Consider the following 17,710-nt stretch of genomic DNA (forward strand, 5'->3'; position numbering starts at 1 on the left):
CGCGTCCGCGCGGCGCAGTAAGCACCGCGACGCCTGACGCCATCGTCAGCAGCTGATGAACAATCGCCTGCTGCTGCTCCGGCGCGCGACACTGCCAGCGCGGCAGCGGCGCCAGCGGCGAGATACGCGGCGGCGCGTCCTGACGCAGCAGCGCCACGGCGGGATCGGCAAGCAAACTCGCCTGTAGATGCCGCACAAAGTGCGGCGTCGGGAGCGGTTCGGCGACGTTGGCCCAGCGCAGGCTGTCCTCGTCAGGCTGTTGCGCCCAGCGCGGCCACGGCGGCGTCAGCAGCAGCAGCCAGCTTCCGGCGCGCAGCGTGCCAGCCAGCGCGGCGAACGCCTCGGCGTGGAAACCGCGGCGCGCGTCGAAAATAGCGTGGGTGAATTCGCGGCCCAGCAGCGTGCGCAGCGCCGATGGCGCGCAGTGCGGCAACCCCGCGATCGGCGCGTCGCCCACAACCAGCCAGTCGCCCGGCAAGCCAGCGCGCCACTCGTCGGCGCGCGCCAGAGACCACTCTGCGTCGCCGCTAATGGCGCAAAGCCGCCTGACGCCTGCCTGCTGCATCTGGCGGCTGAGCTGCTCAGGCGACATCAGTTAGCAGCGAAAGTGTTGCACTGTCCCGGATCGCCGCTGTCGAATCCGCGTTTAAACCAGGTGTAGCGCTGCTCCGAGGTGCCGTGGGTAAAGCTGTCGGGCACCACGCGTCCCTGACTGCGCTGCTGCAGACGGTCATCGCCGATCGCCTGCGCTGCATCCAGCGCCTGCTGCAGGTCGCCGGTTTCCAGCCAGTTATCTTTGCTAACGTAGTGGCCCCAGACGCCAGCGAAGCAGTCCGCCTGCAGCTCCATTTTCACCGACAGATGGTTGATTTGCGTCTGGCTCGCGCCCTGCTGCATTTCGCGCACTTTCGGTTCGATGCCGAGCAGATTCTGCACGTGGTGTCCCACCTCATGCGCGACTACGTAGCCCTGCGCGAACTCGCCGCCCGCGCCGAGCTTGTTTTTCATCTCGTCGTAGAATGAAAGATCGATATAGACGCGTCGATCCGCCGGGCAGTAGAAGGGGCCCATCGCCGTCTGGCCGGTGCCGCAACGGGTCTGGGTCGCGCCGCGGTACATCACCAGCGTCGGCGCGGTGTACTCTTTGCCCATCTGCTGGAACAGTTTGCTCCAGGTATCTTCCGTGGAGGCCAGGATCACGCGGGTGAATTTCGCCGCTTCGTCGTCATTGGTGCTGACGCGCTGCTGCTGGCTGGTGGGGGCGACATCGCCGCCGGTCAGCAGCCCCGTCAGGTCGTAACCGTAATAGCCGGCAACCGCGACCACGACTAACAGAATAATGCCGCCCTTTCCGCGTGGAATACGAATCTGACGTCCGCCGCCACCGTAAGCTGGGCTTTGATCTCGACGGTCTTCTACATTGTCGCTCTCGCGACGTCCTTGCCAGCGCATAATCTGCTCCTGATTGAGATAGTTTCCCGTGATTTTAGTTGCGCGAGGAGACAACTACCAGCCTTGCGGCCAAATGAAAAAGGAGAGCCGCGGCTCTCCTTTCTCTGTCTGGCAAGCGATTAGCTTAGTCGAGCTTAACGCCCAGACGCTGCGCCACCTCTTCATAGGCTTCGATCAGGCCGCCCAGGCTCTGGCGAAAACGATCTTTGTCCATTTTATCCATCGTCTGCTTGTCCCACAGGCGCGCGCCGTCCGGCGAAAATTCGTCGCCCAGCACCACTTCGCCTTTAAACAGGCCGAACTCCAGTTTGAAATCGACCAGGATCAGGCCCGCGTCGTCAAACAGTTTGCTCAGCACTTCGTTGGCTTTAAAGGTCAGCTCCTGCATACGTGCCAGGTTCGCTTTACTTACCCAGCCGAAGGTTTCGCAGTAGGATTCATTAACCATCGGGTCGTGCTTAGCGTCGTCTTTGAGAAACAGATCGAACAGCGGCGGATTGAGGATCATGCCCTCTTCCACGCCGAGACGTTTTACCAGCGAGCCAGCCGCGCGGTTGCGCACCACGCACTCGACCGGCACCATCTCCAGCTTTTTCACCAGCGCTTCGTTATCGGAGAGCAGCGCTTCCATCTGGGTCGGAATGCCCGCTTCCTGCAGTTTGGTCATGATGAAATGGTTGAACTTGTTGTTTACCATTCCTTTGCGATCGAACTGCTCGATTCGGGCTCCGTCGCCTGCTGACGTATCGTTGCGGAACTCGAGTACCAGCAGATCCGGATTGTCGGTGCTGTATACGGTTTTCGCTTTACCGCGATACAACTCAGCTCGCTTTTGCATCTTGTTAACTCCAGACTTGAAAATTTCGGGTGTTCTGCGACGGCGGGCCGCTGGGGGATTGCCGCGACGCAATCGTTTACTTCGCCGCGCGCTATTATGCCAGAGACGAAAAAAAAAGGCCGGAGAATCTCCGGCCCTGAGGCGATTTATTTGTTGAGGGCCGCCTGGAACACGGCCACCAGCGCATCGTTTTGCGACTGGGTGAGCACATGCCCTTTCGGATCGATAAACTGCAGGCTGCTGCGGTTATCGAGATCGCCGACCTGCACTTTATAGTCGCCGTTCGGCAGTTCCGGATCTTTCGCGCCGACCTCATCCCACGCGCCGCTGCCCGGCGACTTGTAGGTCACGTTCATGCTGCCCTGCGAGCGATTGCTGTCGGTCACTTCCATGCCGACGCGCTGCATCGCCTGCGGCAGACGCTGCCAGGCGACGCTGAACGGCGTGCGCAGCACCAGCAACGGCAGGCCGGTATCGTCCGCGCCGCTCTGAACGTCAATGCTGCCGCTGACGCGGCCCGCCGCCGCGTTTTCGCTGGCGACGTCGATTTTATCCAGGCCGGCGCTGATGGCGTTGAGCATCTGCGCGGTGTAGCGCTGGATCTGCACCGGCGCGGTGACCGCTTTGCCTTCCTGCTGCAGCTCCAGCAGGCGCACCGTCAGCACCTGCTGATAGCTCTGCGACTGCACGCTGATCTCGTAGCGGCCGCGATACTGATTATCTTCGTCGGCGCGGTTCCACTGCACCCAGTCGGTGGTGAGCTGCTGACGCGCATCGTTGCGCTGCGCAATGGGGAAGTTGCTCGATTCAACGACTTTGGTTACCTGCGACCACACCGCACCGCGGCTGTTTTCCAGCATCAGCACGCCAGTGTTGCCGGTGAACTGCGCGCGCGCGCCGTTGACCAGCGCCAGCGGCTGAGCCGGCGGACGAATGTCGAGCTGCTTGCCGACGTTGCCGCTGGCGGCGGTATGCGGTACGTCGTAATCGCCGTGCGCTACCGGCAGGATCATGCCGGCGGGCGCCTGCAGATCGTGCAGCTCGCTGGCCTGTAAATAGGACTCGTCACCGCTTACCTGACGTTTATAACGCTGATCGCTAGAGCACGCCGTTAACAGCATCGCAGTAGACAGCGCCACGACGGTCGCAACCGTTGAGCGCTTTACAGAATGATTCATTGAAACTCCCTAACTTATCGCAAACCCGCTTTAATCAGCGCCTGCTCAACTTTTGGTATGGCCGCTGAACTCAGCGGCGTCATCGGCAGACGCAGCGTGTCACTGGCGATTAATCCTAACTGTTTCGCCGCCCATTTCACTGGGATCGGATTGGGTTCGCAGAAAAGCGTCTGGTGCAGATGCATCAGACGCTGATTCAGACGACGCGCCTCGACGAAGTTGCCCTGTTGCGCCAGCGCGCACAGCTCAGCCATTTCACGCGCCGCGATGTTGGCCGTGACCGAGATAACGCCCTTGCCGCCCAGCTGCATCAGGTCCAGCGCGCTGGCGTCGTCGCCACTGACGATTATAAAGGCCTCATCGACCAGTGCTTGGATCTGGCTAACGCGCGATAAGTTCCCGGTCGCCTCTTTGATTCCGATAATATTTTTGATTTCAGCCAGGCGCGCGACGGTTTCCGGCAGCATGTCGCAGCCGGTGCGTGAGGGGACGTTGTATAACATTTGCGGCAGCGCCGTGCTTTCCGCGATCGCTTTAAAGTGCTGGAACAGCCCTTCCTGCGTCGGACGGTTATAATAGGGCGTCACGGTCAGGCAGCCGACTACGCCGCTGTTTTCGAAGCGTTTGGTGAGAGAGATGCCTTCTGCGGTGGCGTTGGCGCCGGTGCCGGCGATCACCGGAATACGGCCATCCGCCAGATCGAGCGTCAGCATCACTACGTCGCCATGCTCTTCATGGCTCAGGGTCGCGGATTCGCCGGTGGTGCCGACGGAGACGATCGCCGCGGTGCCGCTGGCGACGTGATAATCAATTAGTTTTTTCAGACTCGCACGGCAGACATTACCTTTGTCATCCATTGGCGTAACGAGTGCAACAATACTTCCCGTGAACATTGGCGATCCCCTCGACAAACAAGTGCTTCATGGTACGTTTTACTTCTGTTGAAAAGCAAGCAGGCCACGTCCCTCCTGCGCTTGTCAGCAGTTTTTTTTATGTTTACCTTATAGTTATTAGCGAATGAACAGGAAATCCCACTTTGCCGCAGTCTCAGCCCCACCATTTGGTGATCACCGCACTGGGTGTTGACCGTCCGGGTATCGTCAATACCATTACCCGTCACGTCAGCAGCTGCGGATGCAATATCGAAGACAGCCGTCTCGCCATGCTCGGGGATGAGTTCACCTTTATTATGCTGCTCTCCGGCAGCTGGAACGCCATCGCGCTGATTGAATCGACGCTGCCGCTGAAAGGCGCGGAGCTGGAGCTGCTGATCGTCATGAAGCGCACCAGCGCCAGAATGCGTCCGCCGATGCCGGCGACGGTGTGGGTGCAGGTCGAGGTGCCGGATTCGCCCCACCTGATTGAGCGCTTTACCGATCTGTTCGACAAACATGCGATGAACATCGCTGAACTGGGATCGCGCATCAAGCCGGGTCAGGCGGATCAGACGCCGACGCTCTATATTCAAATTACCGCGCACAGTCCGGCGGGCGTCGGCGACTCTCAGTTTGAGCAGGCGTTTTACGCCCTGTGCCGCGAACTCAACGCCGACGGTACGCTGCGTTTCTACAGCCTGGCCGACGACGATGCGGCGACGCTGCAGGGTTCACGCTAAGCTGTAAACAAACCGGGGCTATTCCTCCACATCACTGTTGTCTGGCTATGTGGCGCAATATCCCCTGATGGCGGCTTTTCGCCTGACGCGGTTCGTCAGACGTCAGGTCGCCCACAGCATAAAGAAAAAATGGAGAGTAGTGATGAATCCACTGAAAGCCGGTGATACCGCACCGAAATTTAGCTTGCCCGACCAGGATGGCGAACAGGTAAATTTAACCGACTTCCAGGGACAGCGCGTTCTGGTCTATTTCTACCCGAAAGCGATGACGCCGGGATGCACCGTGCAGGCCTGCGGCCTGCGCGACAATATGGATGAGCTGAAGAAAGCGGGCGTGGAAGTGCTCGGCATCAGCACCGACAAGCCTGAAAAGCTGTCGCGCTTCGCCGAAAAAGAGCTGCTGAACTTTACGCTGCTCTCTGACGAAGATCATCAGGTCTGCTCCGCCTTCGGCGTCTGGGGCGAAAAGACCTTTATGGGCAAAACCTATGACGGCATCCACCGTATCAGCTTCCTGGTGGGCGTCGACGGCACTATCGAAAAAGTGTTCGACGACTTCAAAACCTCTAACCATCACGACATCGTGATGGATTATCTGAAGTCGGCGTAACGCGGCGCGGATGCGGCCCTGCGCCGCATCCCGTCTCTTCTCTACGGCGCCAGGCTCTTCGACGCCTCCGCCACCCGCACGCAGTTGCGTCCGTCATGCTTGGCCTGATAGAGCGCGGCATCAGCCTGTTTCAAACTCTGCTCCAGCGGTATCGCCTCATCCTGCCAGGCCGCGACGCCGACGGAAAGGGTAATGGCGCCGACGTCGGCTATCGACGCGGCGGCGATGCTGGCGCGTATGCGCTCGGCGAGGCGGCTCGCCTCATCAATATCGGTCACTGGCAGCAGCATCAGAAACTCCTCTCCGCCGCTGCGGCACACCACGTCGCTCTGACGCGCGCTGGCGCTTAACGTCTCCGCTACCTGCTTGATCACGCGATCGCCGACATCGTGTCCCCAGCTATCGTTGACCCGCTTAAAGTGATCGATATCCAGCGCCAGCACGGCGAACGGCTGACGCATCGTCTGATAGAAGTCGAGCACCGCGCTGAGCCCGCGCCGGTTGAGGAGCTGCGTCAGCGGATCGGTCTGCACCTCTGACTTCAGGCGGCCGATCTTGTCCTGCACCAGCCCGATGCCGGTCAGCAGCGCGCGCTTCACCTGCGCCGCCTCAAAGTACCAGGCATGAATCATGCCGAGCTCCAGCGAGACGCCGGGCGCATCCATCTGGCGCGCCTTACGCGCCAGCTGCCAGAGCGGCAGCGCGATCAGCCGCGCCAGCACCACCGCCACCAGCAGCGTCAGCAGCGCAAAAGGCACCGAGTGCTTCAGCACCTGCATCAGCAGACCGGTGAGCGGCTCCAGCGTTACCGCGGTCGGCTTCAGCGCCACCACCGTCCAGCCGGTGGTCGGCACCATGGCGTATCCGGCAAGGCGCGGCGGTTCGCCCGCCGTCTGCAGCTGCAGCGAGCCGTTGCTGTTTTCGTCGCGGCCGCTCAGCAGCGCAGGCAGAGTTTTGCCAATCAGCTGCCCGTTCTGGTGATAGAGCACCTGACTGGCGCTGTCGAGCACGTAGACGCTGGTGCCGTCGCGATAGTACTGCTCACCGAGCAGCGTATTTAAGATGCTTTTCTTTTTCAGGTAGATGGTGCCGCCTACGTAGCCGAGATAGTGCCCGTCGCGGCTCCAGATCGGCCAGGAGACGAAGATAATCAGATTGTTGGCCGCCGAAATGGTCGGCTTGCTGATGGCGGGCTGCCGCGCGCTGAGCGCTTCGCGCGACGCATCGCTGGTCAGGTGCATGCCCTGCAACATCAGAGACTCCGGCGAGATAGCCTTTACCACGCCGCTGGCGTCGACCACCGCCACCGAGTTAAAGCTGCTGGTCTGCTCGCGCAGGCGATCGACCTCCTGACGCAGCAGCGCGGGATCGTCAAAGTTTTCGCCGAGCAGCCTGGCGCTGTAGTGCAGCTGCGACTGCGCCAGCTGGAAAAAGATTTCGGTGGTGGAGGCGAGCTTGGTGGCGTAGGCGCGGTTCGCCTCCAGCGTGCTGTCGATCAACGCCATACGCTGCACGCGCCAGGTGGCATAGAGCGTGTTGGTCAGCGTAACCACAATGCTGACGATAGCGAGCAACGCGATAAGCGTACGCAGATCGGTTCGGGGACGCAGGCGCATTAACATAGCGCGCCCGCCGCAAAAGATAAGTACATGCTGAAAGGCCTGAGAATGTCGTTATTGTTGGAGGTTATCTGCCCTGGTGAGGCAATCGCCAAGTGTACACGCTGTCGCCCTCCTGAGCACCTTTCCCACCGCGACATTCTCAGAAACCGTTTATTTACGCCTGGCGCTAATCGATCAGTCCGTGCCGATCGTAGAAGGGCCAGGGGCCGGAGTAGTCGCCGATGGCGCACTGGTGCGTCACCATGCCCTGCCCCGGCTGCCAGCGGTGCAGCAAAAAGCCTGGCGGCTCCAGCACGAAATGGGCCGGGCCGTCGGGCTGCAGGTCAAAGGCCACCTGGTGAGAGAGGCCCGGCGCGCACACCGCCAGCGTGCCGGCGAAGCGCGTTTGCAGGCTGCGATGCAGATGGCCGCACAGCACGCGCTCAACCTGCGGATGCCGGGCGATCACCATCGCCAGCGCGTCGGGGTTGCGCAGCCGCTGGCGATCCATATGGTCGATGCCGCAGATAAAGGGCGGATGGTGCAGCATCACCAGCGTCGGCGCGGCGGGTTCACGCGCCAGGTTTTGCTCCAGCCACGTCAGCTGATGTTCATCGACATAGCCCCAGGGCTGCTGCGGCACGCTGGAGTCGAGCGCAAGCAGCTGCAGCGGCCCGACCTTTAGCTGCCAGTTCAGGGTGGCGCCGTGCTGAAGACAGGCGTGATCGGCAAACACCGCGCGCAGCGCCTGACGATCGTCATGGTTGCCCGGCATCAGGCGAAACGGCAGCTGCAGACGACGCAGCGCCAGCCGCAGCGTCTCATACTCCTCAACCGTGCCGAAATCGACCAGATCGCCGGTGATCACCACCATATCCGGCTGCGGCCGCAGCGCGTTAAGGGTGTCGATGGCGCGCAGCAGTGCGGCCTGGGTATCGACTTTTTTATAGGACAGGCGACCGTTCGCCTTGATATGCAGGTCGCTGATCTGCGCAATCAGCGTCGGATTGTCGGACACAGAGCTCTCCTTAATAACCGGTAAAATCGAGCGCGGCGCGCGGCGCCAGCGTCCAGGTGACGCGCTGCCCGGCGTGCCAGGCCTCCCGCGCATGGCGCTCGACCTGAATCGGCGCGGCGAGACCGATATCGATCTGCAAACGCTGCACGGCGCCTAAAAAGGTGTTGCCGACGATATAGCCGTGACGCGCATAGCGGCTGTCGTCCGCCAGCAGAATATCTTCTGGTCGGCAGAACTGACGCGGTTCGCCGCGGGCGTCGGTCTCGACGCAGTTGATGGCGCCGACGAAATCGGCGACGAAGCGCGTCGCCGGACGCTGATAAATCGCCTGCGGCGTGTCGATCTGGGCGATGCGCCCCTGCTCCATCACCGCGATACGATCGCCGAGCGCCATCGCCTCCTGCTGATCGTGCGTCACGTAGACGGCGGTAATGGCGAGCTTTTTCAGCAGCGCGCCGATCTCGATGCGCAAACGCTCACGCAGTTTGGCGTCGAGCGCCGCCAGCGGCTCGTCGAACAGCAGTACTTTCGGCCGTGCGGCCAGCGCGCGCGCCAGCGCCACGCGCTGCTTCTGTCCGCCGGAAAGCTTGTCGATGGCGCGGTTCGCCAGCGCGCTGAGATCCACCAGCGCCAGCATCTCTTTGACGCGCGCTTCACGTTCGCCGCGCCCCACGCCCTGCACCTTCAGGCCATACTCGACGTTCTGTGCCACGTTCATATTGGGAAACAGCGCGTAGTTCTGGAACACCATGCCGACGTTGCGCTTCTCGATCGGCAGCGCGGTGACGTCGCGATCGTCAAACCAGACCTCGCCGCCCTCGTCGCTGCTTTCCAGACCGCTGATAATGCGCAGCGTGGTGGTCTTGCCGCAGCCGGAGGGACCGAGCAGCACCAGAGTTTCGCCAGCGTGAACGGTGAGATCGAGCGGGTGCAGCGCGGTGTGTTGATGAAAGCGGCGCGCGCAGCGACGCAGCGTGACGGTAACGGCATCGTTATTCATGCCAGCTCCTTAAGGGCGTTGCGCGTCGCCTGACGCTCGAGCCAGTGATTGCAGGCGTTGAGCATCAGCAACAGCGGTAAAATCATGACGATAAAGATCAGCGTATAGGCCGATCCCACTTCCAGCCGCATTGAGGCGTAGCTGTCCGCCAGCCCGACCGGCAGGGTTTTGGTCAGCGGCGTATGCAGCATCCAGGTAATGTTGAACTCGCCTACCGACAGCGTAATCACCATAAACGCCCCCGCCAGGATGCCGTTGCGGCAGTTCGGCACCACCACGGTGAAAAAGCGGCGCCAGAAACCGGCCCCGAGGCTGGCGGCCGCCTCTTCGAGGCGCGGCAGCTGAATCGCCTGCATCACCGCCAGCACCGGACGGATCATAAAGGGCAGCGTAAAGAGCACATGGCCGATCAGGATAAACAGCCAGCTGTCGCGCAGGCCGCTAAACCGGCCGTAAAGCAGAATAATGCCGAGCGCGGTGGCGAGGCCCGGCAGCGCCACCGGCAGCATCAGGCACTCCTCGATGCGAGCGGCCCAGCGCGGCGGCGCCTTCAGCAGGCCCCAGGCGGCGGGCAGCCCGATCGCGACGGTGATCGCCAGGCAGCAGAGCGCAATCAGCAGCGACAGCCAGAAGGTGTCGGCGTAGAGCGCCCACACCTGATCGACCCACTTCAGCGTCAGGCCGCTGCGCAGACCGATAAAGTAATTCTCCGTGACGCCCGCCAGCATCGACAGCACCACCGGCACGATCATAAACAGCGCCGTCAGCGCGGTAACGCCGACCTGCAGACAGAACAGCGCGCGACGTTTCATGATGGTTGCTCTCCTCCAGCGTGCGTCAGCGCACGCGCCAGCATCAGCCCGAGCCAGGCGACCGCGCCCATCACCACCGACAGCGCCGCCGCGGTGGCGAAATTGGCATAGTTAGTGAACTCCCCGTAGATGGTCAGCGGCAGCACGCTAAGGCTGGTGCCGAGCGTAAAGGCGGTGCCGAATGCGCCCATGCTGGTAGCGAAGCAGAGCGCGCCGCTGGAGAGCAGCGCCGGCTTCAGCCCCGGCACGATAACGTCCCAGGTGATGCGCCACTGGCTGGCGCCCAGCGATCGCGCCGCCTCTTCCAGCGAACGATCCAGCTTTTCGCTGGCCGCCACCAGCGTGACGATAGCGCGCGGCAGCGAGAAGTAGAGATAGCCGATAAAGAGGCCGCTGAGCGAGTAGGCGAGCGTCCAGCGCTCGTGGAACAGGCTCATGCTCAGCTGCGCCAGCACCCCCTGCCGCCCCGCCAGCATCACCACCAGAAACCCCACCACCACGCCGGGAAAGGCGAGCGGAAAGGTCAGCAACGCCAGCAGCGTGCCGCGTCCGGCGAAGCGCTGACGCGCCAGAAAACAGCCGACCACGGCGGCGATCAGCAGCGTTATCAGCGTCACCGCCAGCGACAGCAACAGGGTGTTGAGCAGGCTTTGCAGATACTGCGGCTGGCTCACCACCGTCCAGTAGCCGCTCTGCTGCGTGGTGCGATCCGGCGAGAGGCCGATCTGCAGCAGACGCGCGAAAGGCAGCAGCCAGAAGGCCGCGAGAAACAGCAGCGCAGGCAGCAGCATCCAGGGCCAGCGCGCGCCATGATGCGCCCGACGGCGCAGGGCCGTCGGCGCGCGGCCGCGGGTTTCCAGCAGCGACATTAACGGATCTCGCTCAGGTAGCGGGCGGAGAAGGCTTTCTGCGCATCAGCCATCTGCTGGTAATCCACCGTCGTGGCGCGAGCATAGTCGCTGTCAGGCAGGAACTTCGCCTTCGCCTCGGCGGACATCGCCGACGGGCGCACCGGACGCAGATAAGCGTTAGCCCAGATAGCCTGACCTTTATCCGAGAGCACGTAGTCGATCACTTTTTTGCCGTTGGCGGCGTGCGGCGCGTTCTTCACCAGACTCATGACGTACGGCACCGTGACCGTGCCCTCTTGCGGGATCACGAAGGCGACGTTGGCGTGGTCTTTATATTTCGCGCGATAGGCGTTGAAGTCGTAGTCGAGCAGAATGGGGATCTCGCCGGAAATCAGGCGCGCGTAGGCGGTCTGCTTCGGCACGATCGGCTGGTTGGCCTGCAGCTTTTTGAACCAGCTCAACCCCGGCGCGAAATTCTGCAGGGTGCCGCCTTTTGCCTGGTTAACCGCCACGGCGGCGACGTAGCCGACGAAGGCGCTGGAGGGATCGAGATAGCCCACCATGCCTTTATATTCCGGCTTCAGCAGATCATCCCAGGATGTCGGCAGCGGCGCGCCGCCCAGCGCATCGACATTGACCATAAAGCCCATGGTGCCGGAGTGCAGCGCCACCCATTTGCCGTCAGGATCCTTCATGCCCGTTGGCACCTCATCCCAGTGCGCCGGTTTGTAGTCGGCGATAACGCCGGCGCCCGCCGCCTGGATGCCGAAGCTGACGCCGTAATAAACCACGTCGGCAACCGGATTGCCCTGCTCAGCGACCATCTGCGCCAGCGCCTGGCCGGAGTTTTTATTGTCCTGCGGCACCTGGATGCCGGTGTCGCGCGCGATGGCTTTCAGCTGCGTTCCCCAGTCCGCCCACTCCGGCGGGCAGTTGTAGCAGATGGCGCTGTCCGCCGCGTGGGCGGCCTGGCTCGCCATGCCGCATGCAGCCAGCAGCGCCGCAGCGGTTAAACTCTTTATTCTGTTGTGCGTTGACATGTGGATTCCCTGGTGTTGACAAAGGTAGAGCGCGGCGCGGGCGCGATGCTTTCGCCCAACCGCAGGTCGTGCGCCAGCATGCGGGATCCGCCGCGGGCGTGTTGTAAAAGCATATCGATGGCGCAGGCGCCGAGCAGATCGCTGGGCTGCACCACCGAGGCCAGCGACGGCGTCAGATGCTCGCCGGTCTCAATACCGTCGAAGCCCATAACGGAAAGCTGCGTCGGCACCTGAACGCCCGCGCGCGCGGCGGCACCCATCAGGCTGATGGCCAGCAGGTCGTTACTACAAATCACTGCGGTCAGCGGGTTCGCGCCCTGCAGGCGCGGCCGCAGCTGCTGAAAGTCGGAGCGCGTGTGGCTCGGCATCTCGATTAAAGGAAAGGGTTTCAGACCGGCCTGCTGCATGGCGTCGCAGTAGCCAAGGAAGCGCTGCTGGGCGCGATCGGACTGCCAGACAGGCCCGGTCACCATGCCGATATGGCAGTGGCCCAGCGCCAGCAGATGTTCGGCGGCTTCGGCCATCGCGCGCCGGTTATCGACGCATACGCTCGGCCAGCTGGCGCTCTGCGGCACGTTGTGCGCCAGCACGAAGGGCATCTGCGCGGCGGCCAGCGTCGGCAGCACGGCGCTGCGGTCCGCGTCGGCTACCGTCAGCACCAGCCCGGCGACGCGCTGACGCAGCATATGCTCGACAATCGCCGCCTCGCGTTCGGCCTGATAGTCGCTGGTGGCGACCAACAGCCCGAAGCCAGCCAGCCGCGCCTGACGCTCCATCGCCTGTAGCTGCTGGGCGAACACCGGATTAAGCAGCGAAGGCAGCAGCACGCCGAGGGTGGTGGAGTTCTGGGTGCGCAGCTGGCGCGCAATATGGTTAGGACGGAAGCCGAGCTGGTCTGACGCCGCCAGCACGCGCTGTAGCGTGCTCTCTTTCAGCAGATGGGGATCGGAGAAGGCGCGCGCCGCCGTGGCGCGCGAGACGCCCGCCAGTTTCGCTACGCTGACTAAATCCGTCATTTTTCTCCCCTTATGCGCTGATGAGAACGATCTCATTGGCGCTCAAAGTAAAGGGGTTGTATGACAGAACAATCGCAGCGGAATGACGAACAGATGACAGCGGCGCGCGGCCGCTGTCGGGAGAGGGTTTAAAGCATCAGGAAGGCGTAGCCTTCGTTTTGCAGCGTCGCCACCGTGGTGCCGCTGGAGATGGTGTGGGTCACGCGCTGATCGATCCAGTCGCGCTGCAGATTGTGGAAGGCCACCGACTGGTCGCAGATTGAGACTTGCACGCCCGCCTTCTTCAGCTCGTCGATCAGCTTCAGGTTGGGGTTATCCACGCCGTAGGCTTTATGGAACTGATCGTTATTCAGCGCCGCTGGCACCGCGTCGCTGTTGATCGACACTACGAATTTCAGCTGATCCAGCGGCACGCCTGCGGCGTAATAGAGGTTGGTCACGCGGGCGACGCGCTCCAGCCCGAGATTCGGCTGACGAATATCGCCTTCATTACGGTTAATCTGGAAAACGATTTTATTGCTCAGGCCAGGCACGGTGCCTGGTTTAAAAGCGGGCGTGTCGACATAGTGAATTTTGCCGAAGCCTTCAATTGCAGGCGTACTCCAGAAATCCGCTGGCTGTGTGGTGTTACCGGCAAATTTGCCGCTCACCTTGTCATATAATTCCGGCAGCTGTAACACATTGCCGCCAATAAAACCGGCTATCGCCGCCACCACAATATAGGCCGCTGGACGCATCGTTATTCTCCTGCTTGTTATTTTCGAAGTGTGATTACATCTGTAGCCATGCGTAACCCTGATTTTCCAGGGTTGAGACCGTGGTCGGGCTGGAGAGCGCATGGACGACCGATTTATCGATCCAGTCGTTGGGGTAATGGTGGAAAGCCACCGACTGATCGCAGACGGAGACCTTCACGCCCAGCTTATCGAGTTCGTTGATGAGCTTGAGGTTGGGATTGTCTACGCCGTAAAACTGTTTGAAGTGGGCGTTATCCAGCATCGCAGGCGTGGCGTCGCCCGTTACCGAGACCACGAATTTCAGCTCTTCCGCCGGCACGCCGGAGGCGACATAGAGATTGACCACGCGCGCCACGCGCTCCAGGCCAAGGTTGACGTCGGTCATCGCGCCGTCGCTGCGGGTAATCTGGAAAACGATCTTATTGCTCAGGCCCGCGACCGGTTTAAAGGCGGCGTCCGGTTCGTAATGGATCTTGCCGTAGCCGTCGACGGCGGGCGTGCTCCAGAAACCGTCGGGATCGCTGGGTTTAGCGGCAAAATGGTTAACGACTTTTTGATAGAGCGCGCCGCTCTGGGTAACGCCCGCGCCAACAGCACCGCCAATAATGGCGATGAGCGCGTAAGATACAGCTGAACGCATAAATTATCTCCGGACAACAGCGTAGCGCTGGTTCACATCCCGAATTGGGTGAGCTATCTATACCACAGCCCCGGCGCGGCAAAAGGGCGCGGCGCTGACCGCCTGCGGCGCGTTAATTTCAAAGGGAACTATTAATAAAGCTAATTGATGAACGCTTTCGATGGTGAAATGCGTATTGGTCTGCATTTGAGTGGATCGATATTAAAGAAGGGAATGGCGCTATATAAAATCCATCTCTCTGAATAACGTACCAGCTATTTATATTTCCCGGAGAAGCGTTACAGCTGTCACAATAAAAATTATTGATTTTCGCTTTCGCTCGCTAAGGCCTTTTAAGGCGTTTTTTTCAGAGTAAGCCTGGAAAAAAACATGCCACCTTCAATTTTTTTGAGTAAATTTACATATCTTTAATTAAAAAGCGTGTTGGCTATCTCCGCTTTAAATCACTATCAGCTATCTCGTCCGGTTCGCTTAAAAAAGCGACGCCTGTTGCAGCGCTGCTATAGCGCCGTTTCCTGTTAAGGAAATAAATGCGCGTTTTGTTTTTCAACGAAAGCGCGCCTGCGCTTAACGTTCAATTTTTTACTGCAAAAGCGTCGCTGTGGCGCGTGCTAATAGCAGAGCAGACCGTTTCTTTCTTTTAAGGCTCTGGTTAAGATAGGCGCGACGCGTCTTTTACCCTGAAAAAGCACAATGTACTTTCCAGGCCTCTGAGTTTCTCTACAGGATCCAGGCATGTTGAACCGGTTAAAGAAAACGCTACTCGCCGCGCTGATTCCCACGCTAGTGCTGATGCCGCATGCGTCCGCCTGGGCCGACGTCAGCGACTCGCTGCCCGATATGGGCACGACCGCAGGCTCGACGCTTTCTATCGGTCAGGAGATGCAGATGGGCGACTTTTACGTGCGCCAGCTGCGCGCCAGCGCGCCGCTGATCAACGATCCGCTGCTTAATGAGTACATCAACCAGCTCGGCCAGCGTCTGGTCGCCCATGCCGATTCGGTGAAGACGCCCTTCCACTTTTTCCTGATCCAGAACGACGAACTCAACGCCTTCGCTTTCTTCGGCGGCAATGTGGTGCTGCACGCCTCGCTGTTCCGCTTTACCGAAAATGAGAGCCAGCTGGCGTCGGTGATGGCGCATGAGATCTCGCACGTTACTCAGCGTCATCTGGCACGCGCGATGGAAGATCAGAAGCGTAACGCGCCGCTGACCTGGGTCGGGGCGCTGGGATCGATTCTGCTGGCGATGGCCAGTCCTCAGGCGGGCATGGCGGCGCTGACCGGCACGCTGGCAGGCACCCAGCAGGGCATTATCAGCTTCACCCAGGGCAACGAGCAGGAGGCGGATCGCATCGGCATTCAGGTGCTGCAGCGCGCCGGATTCGATCCCGAGGCGATGCCTAATTTTTTACAGAAGCTGGCCGATCAGAGCCGCTTCTCGTCGAAGCCGCCGGAGATCCTGCTGACGCACCCCCTGCCCGATAGCCGCCTGGCGGACGCGCGCAACCGCGCCAACCAGATGCGTCCGGTGGTGGTGCAGTCATCACAGGATTACTACATGGCGAAAGTGCGCGCGCTTGGCATGTACGCCACCGGCCGCAACCAGCTGACCGACGAGCTGCTGGACAGCTATAGCCACGGCAACAGCCGCGAGCAGCAGGCGGCGCAGTACGGCAAAGCGGTACAGTTTTTACAGGCGAAGAGTTTCGCTAACGCGAAAAAGATCATCGAGCCGCTGCTGGCGAAGCAGCCCGATAACGTCTGGTATCTCGACATCATGACCGATATCGATATCGGCCTGAACCAGCCGCAGCAGGCGATCGCCCGGCTGAATGCCGCGGGCGCGGCCAAAAACAGTCCGGTAGTGCAGCTAAACCTGGCGAACGCCTACGTCGAGGCGAAACAGCCTGCCAACGCCAGCCGCATCCTGAATCGCTATACCTGGTCGCATCCGGACGATGTCAACGGCTGGGAGCTGCTGGCGCAGGCGTCGGCGCAGCAGGGACTGAATGATGAAGAGATGTCGGCGCGTGCCGAAACGCTGGCGCTTAACGGCCAGCTTGATCAGGCGATCACCACGCTGAGCAGCGCCAGCGCGCAGGTGCCGGTCGGCAGCCTGAAGCAGGCGCGCTACGACGCGCGTATCGACCAGCTTCGTCAGCTGCAAACCCGCTTTAAGCAGTATCAAAAAGGATAACCCAGCATGGTCACCATTTATCACAATCCGCGCTGCAGCAAGAGCCGCGAAACCCTGGCGCTGCTGGAGGCGAATGGCATTGAGCCTGTGATCGTTCGCTATCTGGAGACCCCGCCGGATCGCGAAACGCTGCAAATTTTGCTGCAAAAACTCGGCATGAGCAGCGTCCGGCAGCTGATGCGCACCAAAGAGGAGCTTTATAAAACGCTGCGGCTGGAAGAGGCCGACGAAGCACAGCTGCTTGAGGCGTTGTCGGCGCATCCGGCGCTGCTGGAGCGGCCGGTGGTGATCAACGGCGATCGGGCGCGCATCGGGCGGCCGCCGGAAGCGGTGCTGGAGATCCTTTAAAGCCCGAGGGTCTCTTTTACGAAAGGAATCGTGAGCTTGCGCTGCGCGCTAATGGAAGCGTGATCGAGGCGATCCAGCGTATCGAACAGCGTACGCATTTCGCGATCGAGGCGTTTCAGCAGGAAACGGCCGACATCTTCCGGCAGCTCAAAGCCGCGCATACCGGCGCGCAGCTGCAGCGCCTGCAGCTTATCTTCGTCGCTCAACGGCTGCAGACGATAGATCTGCCCCCAGTCGAGACGCGACGCCAGATCGGGCAGGTTGAGGTTGAGCTGGCGCGGCGGCCGATCGCCGGTGATAAAGAGTCGGGTTTTGCCGGTTTCCAGGATACGGTTATAGAGGTCGAAGATCGCCATTTCCCACGCCTCTTCGCCGGCGATGCACTCGATATTATCGATGCAGACCAGCGCCAGATGCTCCATGCCGTCCAGCACGTCCGGCACAAACCAGGTGCGTTTATCCAGCGGCACATAGCCGACCGCTTCGCCGCGCGCCGACATCTCCGCGCACGCCGCGTGCAGCAAATGGCTGCGGCCGCCGCCTTCGCGCGACCAGAAATAGAGATAGCTGCCGTGTTGCTGACTGAGGGCGCCTTTCAGGGCGGCAATAAGCGACGGATTTTCCCCCGGCCAAAAGCTGGCGAAAGTCTCGTCGTCCGGTAAGTAGAGTGGCAGTGACAGTTGTGCCGGCGTGTTCAGAAGCACCTCAAAAGGAACAGGCAAAAAACGGGGCAAGTCTACCACAGTTTTCGCCGG

General features: G+C 61.1%; 19 protein-coding genes. 4 read left to right on the plus strand and 15 right to left on the minus strand.

The genetic code is table 11. The annotated features are described in order from the left end of the window. The 5 genes from B3229_RS06215 to dapA form a co-directional block, all read right to left on the minus strand. On the minus strand, window positions 1–592 hold a 592-nt coding region (locus tag B3229_RS06215; RefSeq protein WP_286870141.1), incomplete at its 3' end, for a tRNA(Met) cytidine acetyltransferase TmcA domain-containing protein. Beyond that, window positions 592–1,452, minus strand: a complete 861-nt coding sequence (gene ypfJ / locus B3229_RS06220; RefSeq protein WP_033753800.1) for a KPN_02809 family neutral zinc metallopeptidase — start codon at window positions 1,450–1,452, stop codon at window positions 592–594. The genes B3229_RS06215 and ypfJ, both read right to left, overlap by 1 nt. Before the next feature lie 124 nt (window positions 1,453–1,576). Next, window positions 1,577–2,290, minus strand: a complete 714-nt coding sequence (purC, locus tag B3229_RS06225) for a phosphoribosylaminoimidazolesuccinocarboxamide synthase (protein WP_033753802.1) — start codon at window positions 2,288–2,290, stop codon at window positions 1,577–1,579. A gap of 146 nt (window positions 2,291–2,436) precedes the next feature. Then, window positions 2,437–3,468, minus strand: coding sequence for an outer membrane protein assembly factor BamC (gene bamC / locus B3229_RS06230; RefSeq protein WP_048783909.1), 1,032 nt, complete (start codon window positions 3,466–3,468; stop codon window positions 2,437–2,439). Between the two features lie 14 nt (window positions 3,469–3,482). Continuing rightward, window positions 3,483–4,361 (minus strand): 4-hydroxy-tetrahydrodipicolinate synthase, encoded by an 879-nt coding sequence (dapA, locus tag B3229_RS06235; RefSeq protein ID WP_033753807.1) that lies wholly within the window; start codon window positions 4,359–4,361, stop codon window positions 3,483–3,485. 143 nt (window positions 4,362–4,504) lie between these two features. Between dapA and B3229_RS06240 the strand changes: the two genes are divergently transcribed. Together B3229_RS06240 and bcp are read left to right on the plus strand one after the other, a co-directional pair. Next, complete coding sequence (locus tag B3229_RS06240) at window positions 4,505–5,083, plus strand: glycine cleavage system transcriptional repressor (protein ID WP_033753810.1); 579 nt, start codon at window positions 4,505–4,507, stop codon at window positions 5,081–5,083. Between the two features lie 142 nt (window positions 5,084–5,225). Further along, the gene (gene bcp / locus B3229_RS06245; protein WP_033753813.1) at window positions 5,226–5,693 is read left to right on the plus strand and encodes a thioredoxin-dependent thiol peroxidase; all 468 of its coding nucleotides are present in this window, start codon (window positions 5,226–5,228) and stop codon (window positions 5,691–5,693) included. Window positions 5,694–5,734: 41 nt separating this feature from the next. Here bcp and B3229_RS06250 read toward each other — a convergent pair whose 3' ends face one another. From B3229_RS06250 to B3229_RS06290, 9 genes are all read right to left on the minus strand, one after another. Then, the gene (locus B3229_RS06250) at window positions 5,735–7,315 is read right to left on the minus strand and encodes a GGDEF domain-containing protein (protein ID WP_048783911.1); all 1,581 of its coding nucleotides are present in this window, start codon (window positions 7,313–7,315) and stop codon (window positions 5,735–5,737) included. A gap of 166 nt (window positions 7,316–7,481) precedes the next feature. After that, window positions 7,482–8,312, minus strand: coding sequence for a phosphodiesterase (locus tag B3229_RS06255; RefSeq protein WP_286870142.1), 831 nt, complete (start codon window positions 8,310–8,312; stop codon window positions 7,482–7,484). 10 nt (window positions 8,313–8,322) lie between these two features. Continuing rightward, window positions 8,323–9,312 carry an ABC transporter ATP-binding protein gene (locus B3229_RS06260; RefSeq protein WP_048783915.1) on the minus strand — a complete coding sequence of 330 codons (990 nt, stop codon included), beginning with the start codon at window positions 9,310–9,312 and terminating at the stop codon, window positions 8,323–8,325. Further along, window positions 9,309–10,124, minus strand: coding sequence for an ABC transporter permease (locus tag B3229_RS06265; protein WP_048783917.1), 816 nt, complete (start codon window positions 10,122–10,124; stop codon window positions 9,309–9,311). The genes B3229_RS06260 and B3229_RS06265 overlap by 4 nt, the downstream gene beginning before the upstream one ends. Further along, the gene (locus tag B3229_RS06270) at window positions 10,121–10,993 is read right to left on the minus strand and encodes an ABC transporter permease (protein ID WP_286870143.1); all 873 of its coding nucleotides are present in this window, start codon (window positions 10,991–10,993) and stop codon (window positions 10,121–10,123) included. Before B3229_RS06270 ends, B3229_RS06265 begins: the two co-directional genes overlap by 4 nt. Next, entirely contained in the window at window positions 10,993–12,015 is a 1,023-nt protein-coding gene (locus B3229_RS06275) for an ABC transporter substrate-binding protein (protein ID WP_048783921.1), read from the minus strand. The genes B3229_RS06270 and B3229_RS06275 overlap by 1 nt, the downstream gene beginning before the upstream one ends. Then, entirely contained in the window at window positions 11,994–13,031 is a 1,038-nt protein-coding gene (locus B3229_RS06280) for a substrate-binding domain-containing protein (RefSeq protein WP_286870144.1), read from the minus strand. The genes B3229_RS06275 and B3229_RS06280 overlap by 22 nt, the downstream gene beginning before the upstream one ends. Before the next feature lie 128 nt (window positions 13,032–13,159). Next, on the minus strand, window positions 13,160–13,768 hold the full coding sequence (locus B3229_RS06285) for a DsrE family protein (protein WP_033753830.1): 609 nt from the start codon (window positions 13,766–13,768) through the stop codon (window positions 13,160–13,162). Window positions 13,769–13,802: 34 nt separating this feature from the next. Further along, window positions 13,803–14,408: a DsrE family protein gene (locus B3229_RS06290; protein WP_048783923.1), complete on the minus strand. Its 606-nt coding sequence runs from the start codon at window positions 14,406–14,408 to the stop codon at window positions 13,803–13,805. Window positions 14,409–15,143: 735 nt separating this feature from the next. Between B3229_RS06290 and B3229_RS06295 the strand changes: the two genes are divergently transcribed. Both B3229_RS06295 and arsC read left to right on the plus strand, forming a co-directional pair. Continuing rightward, entirely contained in the window at window positions 15,144–16,607 is a 1,464-nt protein-coding gene (locus B3229_RS06295) for a tetratricopeptide repeat protein (RefSeq protein WP_048783924.1), read from the plus strand. Window positions 16,608–16,613: 6 nt separating this feature from the next. Beyond that, a complete protein-coding gene (arsC, locus tag B3229_RS06300) occupies window positions 16,614–16,955 on the plus strand; it encodes an arsenate reductase (glutaredoxin) (protein WP_048783925.1) in 342 nt (113 codons plus the stop codon). Here the strand turns inward: arsC and hda are convergent. Beyond that, a complete protein-coding gene (gene hda / locus B3229_RS06305; protein ID WP_239670403.1) occupies window positions 16,952–17,653 on the minus strand; it encodes a DnaA inactivator Hda in 702 nt (233 codons plus the stop codon). The genes arsC and hda overlap by 4 nt on opposite strands. Window positions 17,654–17,710: the final 57 nt, after the last annotated feature.

The sequence above is a fragment of the Pantoea sp. UBA5035 genome (genome assembly GCF_002415245.1).
In the GTDB taxonomy this organism is placed as follows: domain Bacteria; phylum Pseudomonadota; class Gammaproteobacteria; order Enterobacterales; family Enterobacteriaceae; genus Pantoea; species Pantoea septica.